The sequence below is a fragment of the Oxalobacter vibrioformis genome (genome assembly GCF_027118995.1).
GTDB lineage: Bacteria > Pseudomonadota > Gammaproteobacteria > Burkholderiales > Burkholderiaceae_D > Oxalobacter > Oxalobacter vibrioformis.
The window spans coordinates 1,888,988-1,901,946 of the sequence record NZ_CP098242.1; the positions used below are offsets into that span (position 1 = coordinate 1,888,988).

The 12,959-nt window shown below is 52.8% G+C and carries 11 protein-coding genes; 7 read left to right on the forward strand and 4 right to left on the reverse strand.

What is annotated here, in order from left to right; all coding sequences use genetic code 11:
• Nucleotides 1-7: 7 nt before the first annotated feature.
• The 4 genes from NB640_RS09375 to NB640_RS09390 all read right to left on the reverse strand — a co-directional run bounded on the left by NB640_RS09375 (nt 8) and on the right by NB640_RS09390 (nt 4,285).
• Nucleotides 8-2,146 (reverse strand): HDOD domain-containing protein, encoded by a 2,139-nt coding sequence (locus tag NB640_RS09375; RefSeq protein ID WP_269308446.1) that lies wholly within the window; start codon nt 2,144-2,146, stop codon nt 8-10.
• A 264-nt stretch (nt 2,147-2,410) separates the two neighbouring features.
• Nucleotides 2,411-2,989 carry a DNA-3-methyladenine glycosylase gene (locus NB640_RS09380; protein WP_269308447.1) on the reverse strand — a complete coding sequence of 193 codons (579 nt, stop codon included), beginning with the start codon at nt 2,987-2,989 and terminating at the stop codon, nt 2,411-2,413.
• Between the two features lie 27 nt (nt 2,990-3,016).
• Entirely contained in the window at nt 3,017-3,781 is a 765-nt protein-coding gene (locus tag NB640_RS09385) for a UDP-2,3-diacylglucosamine diphosphatase (protein WP_269308448.1), read from the reverse strand.
• Between the two features lie 12 nt (nt 3,782-3,793).
• Nucleotides 3,794-4,285, reverse strand: a complete 492-nt coding sequence (locus NB640_RS09390) for a peptidylprolyl isomerase (RefSeq protein ID WP_269308449.1) — start codon at nt 4,283-4,285, stop codon at nt 3,794-3,796.
• Nucleotides 4,286-4,632: 347 nt separating this feature from the next.
• Between NB640_RS09390 and cysS the strand changes: the two genes are divergently transcribed.
• The 7 genes from cysS (at nt 4,633) to NB640_RS09425 (ending at nt 12,939) form a co-directional block, all read left to right on the forward strand.
• Complete coding sequence (gene cysS, locus NB640_RS09395; protein ID WP_269308450.1) at nt 4,633-6,015, forward strand: cysteine--tRNA ligase; 1,383 nt, start codon at nt 4,633-4,635, stop codon at nt 6,013-6,015.
• On the forward strand, nt 6,012-6,662 hold the full coding sequence (locus tag NB640_RS09400; RefSeq protein ID WP_269308451.1) for a DNA-3-methyladenine glycosylase family protein: 651 nt from the start codon (nt 6,012-6,014) through the stop codon (nt 6,660-6,662). The genes cysS and NB640_RS09400 overlap by 4 nt, the downstream gene beginning before the upstream one ends.
• Before the next feature lie 197 nt (nt 6,663-6,859).
• The gene (locus NB640_RS09405) at nt 6,860-7,837 is read left to right on the forward strand and encodes an acetyl-CoA carboxylase carboxyltransferase subunit alpha (RefSeq protein ID WP_269308452.1); all 978 of its coding nucleotides are present in this window, start codon (nt 6,860-6,862) and stop codon (nt 7,835-7,837) included.
• Between the two features lie 3 nt (nt 7,838-7,840).
• A complete protein-coding gene (tilS, locus tag NB640_RS09410) occupies nt 7,841-9,244 on the forward strand; it encodes a tRNA lysidine(34) synthetase TilS (protein WP_269308453.1) in 1,404 nt (467 codons plus the stop codon).
• Nucleotides 9,245-9,348: 104 nt separating this feature from the next.
• A complete protein-coding gene (locus NB640_RS09415) occupies nt 9,349-10,599 on the forward strand; it encodes an aspartate kinase (RefSeq protein WP_269308454.1) in 1,251 nt (416 codons plus the stop codon).
• 36 nt (nt 10,600-10,635) lie between these two features.
• Nucleotides 10,636-11,439: a universal stress protein gene (locus tag NB640_RS09420; protein WP_269308455.1), complete on the forward strand. Its 804-nt coding sequence runs from the start codon at nt 10,636-10,638 to the stop codon at nt 11,437-11,439.
• Nucleotides 11,440-11,697: 258 nt separating this feature from the next.
• Nucleotides 11,698-12,939, forward strand: a complete 1,242-nt coding sequence (locus tag NB640_RS09425) for a nitronate monooxygenase (protein ID WP_269308456.1) — start codon at nt 11,698-11,700, stop codon at nt 12,937-12,939.
• Nucleotides 12,940-12,959 lie beyond the last annotated feature (20 nt).

A 12,959-nucleotide genomic window follows, 5' to 3' on the forward strand; every position in this document is an offset into this window, starting at 1 on the left:
CAAGGTTTTACGGTCTCACTTCTTCTGCTGTATGCGCCGGGATCAACAGGTTGAATACTGTGCCCCCCGCACCTGACTGACAGTCTATCTGTGCCTCGATCTGGTTGATCAGGCTGTAGACGGTACGCAGTCCCAATCCCTGGTGATCCTTTCCTTCTGTTATGGTTGTTATCGTTGTTGGCTGAAACCCGTTTTTCAGGATGGTTTCAGGAATGCCGGGTCCTGTATCGCGAATGGAAAGCGCGTAGTATGTCGTGTTTTCCTGTTCAACCAGGCCTTTATGGGTAATCATGATTGAGCCGCCGCCCGGCATGGCTTCAACCGCATTTTTGATCAGGTTTACCAGTACCTGTCTCAGCAGGTTTTCCGGTGAACGGACGAGCATTTTTTCCGGCAGGGCGGATGAGGCATGGGTGATGATTTGCAGATTGTCCGGAATAAAGCGGGTTTCATGAAAAAGGGCAATGACATCCTGAACAAGTGCCTTGATGTCCGTGCGCCCGCTCTGGGCTTTTTTGGAATAGGCCGGGTCACTCATTTCGTTGATCAGTTTGCCAAGACGGACTACTTCCTCATTCAGAATCGAAATAACCTTTTTCTCCTGCGAATGCTCATCAACCTGTTTATTGAGAACAAACAGGTAATTCCTGATAACTGCCAGGGGGGTATTGACTTCGTGAGCCATCTCCTGTGAAATCCGCCGGTGTTTTTCTTCTGCCAGCGCGACTTTATTATCGATCGTTTTTTTCACATCAAGAAGATGGTTCCAGGCCGAAATAAACTGCCTGCCAAAATAGATCAGACGGTATTTATCCTCACGAAGTGCCTCAAGCTGTGTTGGCGAAACGCTGGCGAAAATCAGGCCAGGGCACTCTCCATTGCCTGCCAGCGGCAGTAAAAGCCAGCTTGTTCCGCCCAGCAGCCTGGCCATGTTTTTTTCCGGTGTGAGAGAAAGATCATCCAGCCCCGGGATAAATGCCGGCAGCATGTGAGTGAAGGACTCTGCAATCCATCCCGGTGAAACCGCGGCAACAGGATGTCCTTTCAATTGTTCAACCGTTTTGTTAATGGCGATGACCTTGTACTGGCCGGGCGTACCCTCCTGCCAGAGTAAAACGGCACTGTTTAAGGAGAACAGTGCCGAAGCGGCTTTGAGTGCCGCGTCCTGGAGATCGGTTTCTGTTTTATGACCAAGAAAAAAGCGTCCCAGTTCGGATGCCTGTATCAGGCTGGAAAGTTCCAGGTTGATCTGTTGCTGAACAGGGAAAGGTGGCGGTTGCTGTACGACTCCTTCCTGGAGTGTGCCCAGGTCAGAGATATCCAGGCCAAGATAGGCAGCTGATTCATCAGCATCCCGGTGCGTCTCGGCAACGATTTGTATCGTGATGGGTATCGGAAACTGGTAATGGCGTGCAATCGTCTCAATAGCCGGGTCATCCGGTGCACATTCCGCCAGCCGATTTGACATGTGAATCAGCCGGGCCAGATTATCCGGCAGTGCTTGGGGCGCAAGCGTGCTGTGATGATGCGCGACGCTTTCCGCAAAGGCCGTACCGAAATCCCATTGCCTGATCAGTGCGGCGCCAGCCTCGGCATGGTCAATGCCAAGCGTCTCGTATTCTTTTTCACATAACCCGGATGTGTCAGGAAGCGTAAAGAGATCCTGGTACAGGTCCGGTACCACAGCGAGCAGGGCTAAACGCCCGATATCATGCATGAGCCCCGCAAGATAGGCTTCGTCAATATTGGATAGCCCCATGTACCAGGCGGCTTTTCTGGCAATAATGGCGGTTTTCAGCGAATGCAGCCAGAAAAAACGCAAATCCTGATGCTGGAAAGCCGGCAGGTTATTGAAATTCTGGAAAACGGATTCATTAATAACCACCATCCGAACCAGGTGTGTGCCCAGGGTGATGAGGCTTTGTTCCAGCTTGTTTTGCTGGCCCAGGTGACGGTAAGCCGGGCTGCTGGCAACCTGCAGGATTTTGTGGGTCATGGCCGGGTCCTGTTCAATCAGGCCGGCAAGATCGGAAATGGTCGTATTGTCTTTCTGGCACATCGCCATCAGTCTTAGCAGCACATGCGGCAGGGATGGCAGCCGTGCTGTCGAAAGACGGTTCAGGATTTCTGATTTGAGTGCTGACATAATCGACCAAGGTTCCGTAATCAGGAAAACCGTATGGTATAAAGCCTGCGACGGTTTTGTTGACTAAAAAATAACATAAAAATTATTTTTTATGCATCATTAAACCATTTTTTTAACGGGTTACATGTTTATTTAATTGCAACTTGTTGAATTTATTTGGATTAACTCCTGTTGCATAAAGACGACAGCTCACATGTGATTATAAGTCTTTGCAGTATGGCGTAATGGAAAAGCCATGAAGCGGCAAGGATATGCCAAAAGCGCTTATGCTGGTTTTCTAAAGGGGCGGCTGAGGTAAGGCGAATTGGCCAGGCAGAAGCGCCAGGGGATGTCAACGGCTTTGGAAATACCGATGCGGGGCCCACTCACCACCTCGACAGGGTGTGGCGCAGGCAAAAGGGAAAGGCGGGAGGCATTCAGGGGCATGCCATTGAGATCGCGGGTAATGGACAGTGCCTGGCAGAGCCGGCCCGGTCCTGCGCACAGCAGGCGGACGTTGCCGGTTTTCCGGCGTGTTGTCATGATATCGATGCCGTGGGTGGGAAGCAGGGCGCGAATCAGGACCGCTGCGCCATGACCAAACTCACGGCAGGTGAAATTGACACACCAGTGGATGCCGTAGGAGCGGTACACATAGATGTGGGCCGGCTCGCCGAACATGACTTCATTTCGGGGCGTTGGTCCGGCATAACTGTGTGACGCCGGATCGGTCCTGTCATACGCTTCTGTCTCGACGATGATGCCGCCCACGCCATCGACCAGAAAAGTCGTGCCAATCAACTCATGCGCGACTTTCTCGGAAGGCTGTGAAAAATCGATAAAGGGAAAACCGTTTGCCATCATCCGGTAGCAGCATGCAGCAAGGAAACGTTACTGGCTGACGGTGTGCTGCACAAAGGTGCCTTCGACGGTCAGTTCAAGCCACCCGCCACGCTTTTGGCTGCCGTCAAGATCCCAGTCGGGCAAAACGTAACGTTTGCATGTGCCGTATTCATGCAGGCCCGGCTGGTGGGTATGCCCGTGAACGAAAACCGCAGCACCGGTCTGACTGAAGACCTCGTCAATGGCCGATGCCGTGACATCCCACACATTGTCAGACTTGGCTTCATTTTCCTTTTTGGCGTCTTTTCTGAAGCTCTCGATGGTAAGTTTGCGTTGTTCCAGTGGCATGGAAAGAAACTGTTGCTGCCATTGCGGGTTTCTTACCATCATGCGAAATTTGACATACTCGGGGTCTTCCAGGCACTGGGCATCACCATGCGCCACGGCGATTTTCTGGTTGCCGATTGCTATGCCGTGCAGATCCGGCAGGAAAGTGGCACCGCTTTCCACCGCGAATTTATCACCGGTAAGAAAGTCGCGATTGCCCGGCACCCAGAAAACGGCGACACCGGCATTGGACAGCTGCCGGATGGCATTGAGAATACGACGGTTGTAAGTACTCTCAATATCATCGTCACCGGCCCAGTATTCAAAGAGATCGCCCAGGATATAGAGCCTTTCTGTTTTCGTCGCTTCATTGGCCATGAAGTCGAGAAAAGCGCTGGTTGTTCTGGGGCTGGCTTCAGTCAGGTGGGTATCTGACACGAACAGGGCCAGGCTTTTTGCGGACTTTTCTGCTGCGCCGGTGTTCATTTTTAATTTTCCTTATTCGACTTCTTCTGCTTTTTCGATGATGACATCGGCTTTCGGTACATCAGCATGCATGCCGCTACGGCCGGTTTCCACTGTTTTGAGGGCATCGACGATGTCCTGTCCTTCCACAACTTCACCAAAGACAGCGTAGCCCCAGCCATCCTGGCCGGGATAATCGAGGAAGTGGTTGTCATTGACGTTGATGAAAAACTGCGCCGTGGCAGAATGCGGATCAGGTGTTCTTGCCATGGCAAGGGTGTAGCGGGTGTTTTGCAAGCCGTTGTCGGCTTCATTTTCAACCGGATCGTTGGTGGGTTTCTGGTTCATGCCAGGCTCAAACCCGCCGCCCTGGATCATGAAGTCATTGATGATACGGTGAAAAATCGTGCCGTCGTAATGGCCTGAGCGGACGTAGTTCAGGAAATTTTCAACAGTTTTAGGAGCCTTTTCGGCATGAAGCTCGATTTTGATATCGCCATGGTTGGTGTGGAGAATTACGGCCATGATGTTTTTCCTTGTTGTATAGAATGGATCTGAATGGGTCATAACGGCATGCCCCGCCGTGGCAGTCGTCCACATCGGGCCGGTTATCTGTCGGGGCAGCCGGGAACAGGGTCCAGCATGATGAGGATCATGAAAGCAACGTTATCAGGACCGCTCATTTTTTCAATCGTGTCATTCTAACAAATTCTGGTGATGGTCATGTCTGATTTTTAGGGCCATTCGCCCGGGATGTCCGTGGGTTTTGCAAAGGTGCAACATAAAATCTTTCAGGCACTATCCTTTTACCCCTGTGCCACAGTAAAATGAATATCTTTCCCCCGTTTTTGCGACATCACGAGATGGTTTCCATGAATGAGTTACAGATTTACAATTCCCTGACACGAAATGTAGAGGTTTTCAAGCCGATCGAACCCGGCAAGGTGCGCATGTATGTGTGCGGCATGACGGTTTACGATTTCTGTCACATCGGTCATGCGCGGATGATGCTGGCGTTTGATATTGTCTACCGCTGGCTCAGGGAAGCCGGATACGACGTGACGTATGTGCGCAATATCACGGATATTGATGACAAGATTATTGTCCGGGCAGCAGAAAATCAGGAAACCATGCTGGACCTGACAACCCGTTTTATCCGTTTCATGCACGAGGATATCGCCGCCCTGGGTATTTTGCCGCCGGACCATGAACCGCGTGCAACAGACTATGTGCCCCAGATGCTGGCCATCATTGACAGGCTGGAAAAAAACGGGCTGGCCTATCGCACCGAAGAAGGCGACGTCAATTATTCGGTTCGTGATTTCAAGGATTATGGCAGGCTGTCGAATCGTTCGCTGGATGATCTGCGCGCGGGTGAACGGGTTGACGTGAATCTGGGTAAACGTGATCCGCTGGATTTTGTCCTGTGGAAGGCGTCCAAGGCAGATGAGCCGCATGAGGCGAAATGGGATTCCCCATGGGGGCAGGGCCGTCCGGGCTGGCATATCGAATGTTCTGCCATGTCGTGCCAGCTCCTGGGCGAGCACTTTGATATTCATGGCGGGGGCGCCGACCTGCAGTTTCCACATCATGAAAACGAGATTGCCCAGTCCGAGGGGGCAACCGGACATAAATTTGTCAATTACTGGATGCACAATGGGTTTGTCCGGGTGGATGATGAAAAGATGTCCAAGTCACTCGGCAATTTCTTCACCATTCGTGAAGTCCTGCAACAGTATGATGCGGAGGTGTTGCGCTTTTTTATCATCCGCACGCATTACCGCAGTCCGCTGAACTATTCGGATACCCATCTGGATGATGCCAGGGCAGGACTGATGCGCCTTTATACGGCCTTGAAAGACATGCCGGTGGAAGCTGCGGTCGTCAACTGGAATGAAGACCATGCACGCCGTTTCCGGCAGGCGATGAATGATGATTTCAATACACCGGTTGCCGTTGCCGTGCTGTTTGATCTGGCCAATGAAGTCAACCGGTCCGGGTCAGTCGATCTGGCGCGGCAATTGAGGGCACTGGCAGGGACGCTTGGCATCCTGCAGCGTGACTCGCGCGAATTCCTTCAGGGCGATGACGATGATATTGATGTAAAACGCATCCAGTCGCTGATTGATGCCAGGACGGCGGCAAAAGGCGCGAAAAATTTTGCCGAGGCTGACCGGATCAGAAATGAGCTGCTCTCCGAAGGGATTGTGCTGGAAGACAGACCGGGTGGTGTGACCGAGTGGCGGCGCGCATGAGCAAGGCGCGAAAGTCCGGCGAACTGGAACAGATGCCGCCTTACTGGAAAGAAGCCGTACAGGAACTGGCAAAGCGCGACCGTATCATGCGAAAGCTCATTGTCGCTGCAGGTGAGAGCTATCCCATGAAGCGGGGTGATCCGTTCAAGACGCTTACGCGTTCCATCATCGGGCAGCAGATATCTGTCAAGGCAGCTGAATCCATCTGGTTGCGTTGCAAGGAAATCTGTCCGGTCTGCACGCCTGCCAATGTCATCAAAACAGGCGGCGAGAATTTTCTGAAGTGCGGGCTGTCAAAACGCAAGACGGAATACGTTATGGATCTGGCCGGGCATTTCAGGAAAAAAACCGTGTATCCGGAAAAATGGACGGACATGAATGATGAAGAAGTCATTGCTGATTTGACCCGGATTCGCGGTATTGGCCGCTGGACTGCGGAGATGTTCCTGATTTTCAATCTGCATCGCCCCAACGTCCTGCCGCTGGATGATGTCGGCCTGATCAAGGGTATCAGCATGACTTATTTTTCCGGTGAGCCGGTCACTCGCATGGAGGTGCGCGAACTGGCCGCAAACTGGCACCCCTGGTGCACCGTGGCAACCTGGTACCTGTGGCGCAGCCTGACGGCAGTTCCGGTAGAATACTAGGCCGTTTACTAAAATACTAAACAGTTCAGGCACTTGCCGTTGCCAAAAGGAATGTTTTGACCGGCAGACAATTACTCATTACAATGCCGGGACGTCTAAAAATCCTGTGCCGTGGGAATCGCCCTGAAACGATGCCCCGGCACAGAAAAATGCTTTTCTTGCGGGCCTGGCCGCATTGGCCCGTAAAAGGAGATTAAGTGGGTAAAACAACTTTTCTGAGCTTTGAGCAACCCATTGCTGAACTGGACTCAAAGATTGAAGAACTGCGTTTTGTGCAGGATGATTCTGCTGTTGATATTTCTGAAGAAATCACCAAGCTGGCGAAAAAAAGTCAGCAGCTGACAAAGGAAATCTACAGCAAGCTGACACCCTGGCAGGTATCACAGATCGCCCGTCATCCGCAAAGACCCTATACGCTGGACTATCTCAACGAGATTTTCACGGATTTCCATGAGTTGCATGGAGACCGTACCTTTGGTGATGACCCCGCCATCGTTGGCGGCCTGGCCCGTTTTAACGGGCAGGGCTGTGTGGTCATGGGCCACCAGAAGGGCCGTGATACCAAGGAACGCGGTTATCGTAATTTTGGTATGCCACGTCCGGAGGGGTATCGCAAGGCCCTGCGCCTGATGCATATGGCGGAAAAATTCAACCTGCCGATTTTTACCTTTGTCGATACGCCAGGGGCTTTCCCGGGTATTGATGCGGAGGAACGCGGCCAGTCTGAAGCAATCGGCCGCAATCTCTTTGAAATGGCCAGGCTGAAGGTGCCGGTTATCACCACGATTATCGGTGAGGGCGGTTCCGGTGGCGCACTGGCGATTGCAGTGGCGGATACGGTGCTGATGCTGCAGTATTCCGTGTATTCGGTCATTTCGCCGGAAGGCTGTGCCTCCATTCTCTGGAAAACCGCAGAGCGGGCCAATGAGGCGGCTGAAGCGCTTGGCCTGACAGCACATCGCTTAAAGGGAATGGGCCTGGTTGACCGGATCATCAATGAGCCCCTCGGTGGCGCACATCGCGATCCAAAGCAGATGGCAGCGCTGTTGAAGCGGGCACTTGCTGATTCACTTCGCCAGTTCAAGGGGGTGTCTGCCAAGGATCTTCTGGAGGCGCGTCACCAGAAATGGCTGAATTACGGCGAGTTCAAGAATATCGTTCCCTCGTCGGAGTAAGGAGTGAATCAGGCGAAAGCACATCACCCTGTTTTCGAATTTGAACGCGTGCTGGAATCGGTTCCGGCACGCGTTTTTGCTTTTGGGCAGCCTGGCAGCAAAGAAGAGGCGATGGCGATTGCCTATTCCGGCGGCCTGGATTCCAGTGTGCTGTTGCATCTGGCCCAGGCTTATGCCGCAAAAAAGCCTATGCGGCTTTTTGCTTTCCATATCCATCATGGCTTGAATGTCAAAGCGGATGACTGGCTTGCCCATTGCCGTAATACGTGTGAGCAACTGACGATTCCCTTTGATTTTTGCCGGGTGACGCTGAATCCGGGGGAAGGCGAAGGTGTCGAAGCGGTTGCGCGCCGTGAACGCTATGCGGCCCTGACAGCCATGTGTCGGCAGTATGGTGTTAATGTGCTGCTGACGGCTCATCATGAGGATGACCAGGTGGAGACAGTGCTTATGCAGTTGATGCGGGGAGCCGGTGTGGCAGGATTGTCAGGCATGGAAATCCTGGGCACGATTCCTGGTGAAGACGATGAGGCGGCACCGCAACTGTTGCGCCCGCTTCTGGCGGTATCGCGCCAGGCGCTGGCGGCCTGGGCAAGCGAAAAACACCTCGCCTGGGTGGAGGATGACTCGAATCTGGATGTGCGATATGTCCGAAATGCCATCCGGCAGAAGGTCGCGCCGCTGCTTTCCGGATTTTTTCCGGGATTTGAAAAGCGGGTGGCACGCAGTGCGCTGCATATGCAGTCGGCTTCCCGACTGTTAAACGAACTGGCGGAAATGGATTGGGAGCGCTGCCATGATGGCGATGCGCTGGATATCATTCGTATGGCAGAGCTGGGGCATGACCGTTTTGATAATCTCTTCCGTTTCTGGCTGGATGCGCACGGGTTGCGCATGCCGTCCACGGCTTGGCTGAAAGAAGCCAGGACGCAATTGCTGGATGCAAGAGAGGATGCCCAGGTAAAGCTGGCGCTCGAAGGTGCCGTTATCCGCCGTTACCGGCAGCATCTTGTGTTTCAGGAGACAAACCCCGAAAGGCCTCTGGCCTTGCCTGAACGGAGTGCGCCATTCACCTGGCAGGGGGAGTCCCGACTGGAAATGGCGGAATTTGGCGGGGAACTGCTTTTTGAGCCGGTGTCAAAAGGCGTGGACGCCAGGTGGCTTCGGGAACAGATACTGGCGCTTGGCGCATATTCCGGCAAGGCCGTGCTCAAAGTAAATGAGGTCCGTCCCACAAAAAGCCTCAAGGCGCACTACCAGGAAAGAGGAGTGCCCGCATGGGAAAGGCAGCGGCTGCCCCTGCTGTATGCTGGTGAGCGTTTGCTTTTTGCCGCCGGTATCGGCACCGCAATCGATTGTGTCAGCCAGGGTGACAATCGTATCCGGATTGGCTGGATTCCTGCGTAAAGGCCGGTACAGCGCCTGCAGATGGGCATTTTGCTTGTTAATTTGGCACTGGCAGGGTAAAGTTTCATGCAGGTTTATGTTTGACATTATTATCTGAAAAAAATATGGGTTTAATTGTTCACAAGTATGGCGGCACATCGATGGGCTCAACCGAGCGGATCAAAAATGTCGCCAAACGCGTTGCCAAGTGGCATGATGCCGGCAAACGCATTATTGTTGTGCCTTCTGCCATGTCAGGAGAGACCAACCGGCTGATTGCACTGGCCCAGGAGATTATGCCGCAGCCGGACCAGCGCGAACTGGATATGATTACTTCAACCGGTGAGCAGGTTTCCATTGGCCTTTTGTCGATGGCGCTGATGGCACTGGGCAAGGAAGCAATATCGTTTACCGGCTGGCAGGTACCTGTACTGACGGATTCTTCCCATACCAGGGCCCGTATCCAGTCGATTGACGCAAAACGGGTAATGTCAGCGCTGGATGAAGGCAAAGTCGTGATTATTGCCGGATTCCAGGGGATCGATGACAAGGGAGATATCACGACGCTGGGACGGGGTGGCTCTGATACCTCGGCTGTTGCCATAGCTGCTGCCATGAAGGCGGATGAATGCCTGATTTATACCGATGTGGACGGGGTGTATACAACAGACCCGCGTGTCGTGTCAGAAGCCAGACGGCTTAAGAAAATCACCTTTGAGGAAATGCTTGAGATGGCGTCGCAGGGCTCAAAGGTATTGCAGACACGTTCGGTGGAGTTTTCCGGTAATTACCAGGTGCCCACCCGTGTTTTGTCATCACTGACAGACCCGCTTATGCCGCTGGAGGAAGAAGCTGTCTCCGGCACACTGATTACCTTTGAGGAAGATGCAGAAATGGAACAGACGGTTATTTCAGGGATTGCCTTTTCCCGTGACGAGGCAAAAATCATGGTCATTGGCGTGCCTGATAAGCCGGGTATTGCCTTCAAGATTTTAGGCGCTATCGCTGATGCTAATATTGAAGTGGATATGATTATCCAGAATCAGTCAGTTGCCGGTATCACGGACTTTACCTTCACCGTCCCGCGTGCGGATTATGAACGCGCCATCGCGGTGTTGAATACAAAGGTCAAGGGTGAGATTAACGCAAAGGATATCGTGGGAGACAACCGGGTATCCAAAGTATCTGCCATTGGCGTGGGTATGCGCAGTCATGTCGGTGTGGCATCGAAAATGTTTGAAACGCTGTACCAGGAAGGTATCAATATCCTCATGATTTCCACATCGGAAATCAAGATTTCCATCCTGATTGATGAAAAATATACCGAACTGGCTGTCAGGGCGCTGCATAAGGCGTTCGAGCTGGACAAAGTGTAATTTTAGTTTGATGGATTGACGACATAAGAGGTGGCCATGGCATATAAAACGATACTTGTTCATCTGGACCGGAAAGAAAGGGCGGCCAATCGCGTCCGCATAGCCGCCAATCTGGCAAAGGCCGAAGACGCTTGTCTGATTGGCGCGGCCATGATCGGCATTTCGACACTGACCTTTCGCGAGGCACGCATCAATGAAAAGGACCCGGCGCTTGCCTCACACCTGAAATTTCTGACAGACCGTGCAGAAGGGTTTGTCGAGGATTTTATCCAGGAAGTCGAAGGCATGGGCGTTTTGTCTTATGAAGGCCGTGTCGTGGATGGCGAGGCAGGCTATGGCATCAGCATGCAGGCCAGGTACAGTGATCTGGTTGTGGTCGGTCAGACCAACTTAAATGACGACGCCCCCATTGTCCAGCCGGATTTTCCCGAGTTTGTGGTTATCCATACCGGTCGGCCGGTTCTCCTGATTCCGCACGGCTACGAAAAGGAAACGGTTGGCTCCAGGGTGCTGGTTGCCTGGAATGCCAGCAAGGAGGCGCGCCGTGCGGTTACCGATGCGATCCCGCTGTTGAGACGGGCAGAGGTAGTGGATGTGGTCATGTTCAATGTTGAAACAGAGCCGGATATGCGGGATGAAAGTTCGGTAACCGATCTGGCGGTATATCTGGCGCGTCATGGGGTTAATGTCCATATTCTCAAGCGGCAGCAGGCCAGAAATATTGGCCAGTCGCTACTGGAAATCGCAGCAGAACGGGGAACAGATCTTCTTGTACTGGGTGGCTACGGTCATACCCGTTTCCGGCAATTCCTGCTGGGGGGGTTACCCGAACCATCCTGAGTGAATCTCCCCTGCCGGTGCTGATGTCGCACTGATTGGCAGGAGAAGAAAACGCGGCGGGTCAACAGGGTTTAGGCACTAGCCGGATAATCTGATAACATTAAGAATTGTGCCGTTATTTTGGCAGGTTGAGTCAGGCGGTTCCCCTTCATGGAGATGGATTGAATCTGCTGATAAAGTAATGGCCTGACAGGGCCACCATAACCTGTTTTTTATCACTGGCTGGCAGATACATTTGCCGGTATATCAAGGAATACGATGAAGTGTGTAGATGATTTTCGCCTGCGCCTGGGCAGTACTGAGCTGGTCCCGATCGTGATTGGCGGAATGGGGGTGGATATTTCCACACCGCAACTGGCGCTGACAGCGGTGCGTATGGGCGGTATTGGTCATTTGTCGGATGCCATGATGATGGCTACGGCTGACCATTATTTCCGGAAGCATTTTTCCCGGGACAAGATGCGCGCCAATATGGCAACCATGGGCAAGATGGACAAGTCCAGTGTCCATTTCGACCTGGGTGCCCTGGCCGAGGCAACACGTCTTCATGTATCCAGTGCAATGGAAGCCAAACGCGGCCATGGCCTGCTTTTTATCAATCTGATGGAAAAGCTGACCATGAATGCGCCGCGGGAAACCATGCAGACACGCATGACAGCCGCGCTTGATGCCGGTATTGACGGTATTACGCTGGCAGCAGGCTTGAACCAGAGTTCATTTCACCTGATACAGGACCATCCGCGTTTTCGTGATGCCAAGATGGGGATCATTGTTTCTTCTGCACGTGCGCTGCAGATTTTTATCCGTCGTAATGCCAAGCTCAACCGGCTGCCGGATTACGTGATTGTTGAGGGGCCGCTGGCAGGCGGTCATCTGGGCTTCGGGATGGATTGGGCCAAGTTTGACTTGAAGACGATCGTGGCTGAGGTGCAGGCTTATCTGAAAAAAGAAAATCTGGATATTCCGCTGATCGCGGCAGGCGGGGTGTTTACCGGTTCAGATGCAGTGGGTTTTCTTGAAAACGGCGCTGCTGCCGTGCAGGTGGCGACCCGTTTTACCGTTTCCCGGGAGTGCGGACTGCCGGAAGCGGCCAAACAGGCCTATCTGAATGCGGCCGAGGATGACATTGAGGTCAACATGCAGTCACCCACGGGATATCCTATGCGCATGCTGAAAAACACACCTGCTGTTGGTCAGGGTATCCGTCCGAATTGCGAGATATACGGCTATATCCTTGAGAATGGCAAATGTGAATATATCGATGCGTATGAGCGTGAAATCAAGCTGCATCCGGAAAAGGACAAGCTGTCAGTGAAGGAAAAGGTCTGCCTGTGCACCCATATGCGCAACTATGATGTATGGACGTGCGGACATAATACTTATCGCTTAAAGGATACAACACGCCGACTGGAAGACGGATCGTACCTGTTGCCTTCTGCCGAGCATATTTTCAGGGATTACCAGTTCAGCAAGGGCCACGAGATTCTGCTGCCGGAGTAATCCCCGGCCTTCTTATGCCG

What these genes read in the sequence shown, in the direction of transcription:
- NB640_RS09375 (WP_269308446.1), bottom strand. Translation starts at nt 2,146, where the DNA reads ATGTCAGCACTCAAATCAGAAATCCTGAACCGTCTTTCGACAGCACGG.
- NB640_RS09380 (WP_269308447.1), bottom strand. Translation starts at nt 2,989, where the DNA reads ATGATGGCAAACGGTTTTCCCTTTATCGATTTTTCACAGCCTTCCGAG.
- NB640_RS09385 (WP_269308448.1), bottom strand. Translation starts at nt 3,781, where the DNA reads ATGAACACCGGCGCAGCAGAAAAGTCCGCAAAAAGCCTGGCCCTGTTC.
- NB640_RS09390 (WP_269308449.1), bottom strand. Translation starts at nt 4,285, where the DNA reads ATGGCCGTAATTCTCCACACCAACCATGGCGATATCAAAATCGAGCTT.
- cysS (WP_269308450.1), top strand. Translation starts at nt 4,633, where the DNA reads ATGAATGAGTTACAGATTTACAATTCCCTGACACGAAATGTAGAGGTT.
- NB640_RS09400 (WP_269308451.1), top strand. Translation starts at nt 6,012, where the DNA reads ATGAGCAAGGCGCGAAAGTCCGGCGAACTGGAACAGATGCCGCCTTAC.
- NB640_RS09415 (WP_269308454.1), top strand. Translation starts at nt 9,349, where the DNA reads ATGGGTTTAATTGTTCACAAGTATGGCGGCACATCGATGGGCTCAACC.
- NB640_RS09420 (WP_269308455.1), top strand. Translation starts at nt 10,636, where the DNA reads ATGGCATATAAAACGATACTTGTTCATCTGGACCGGAAAGAAAGGGCG.
- NB640_RS09425 (WP_269308456.1), top strand. Translation starts at nt 11,698, where the DNA reads ATGAAGTGTGTAGATGATTTTCGCCTGCGCCTGGGCAGTACTGAGCTG.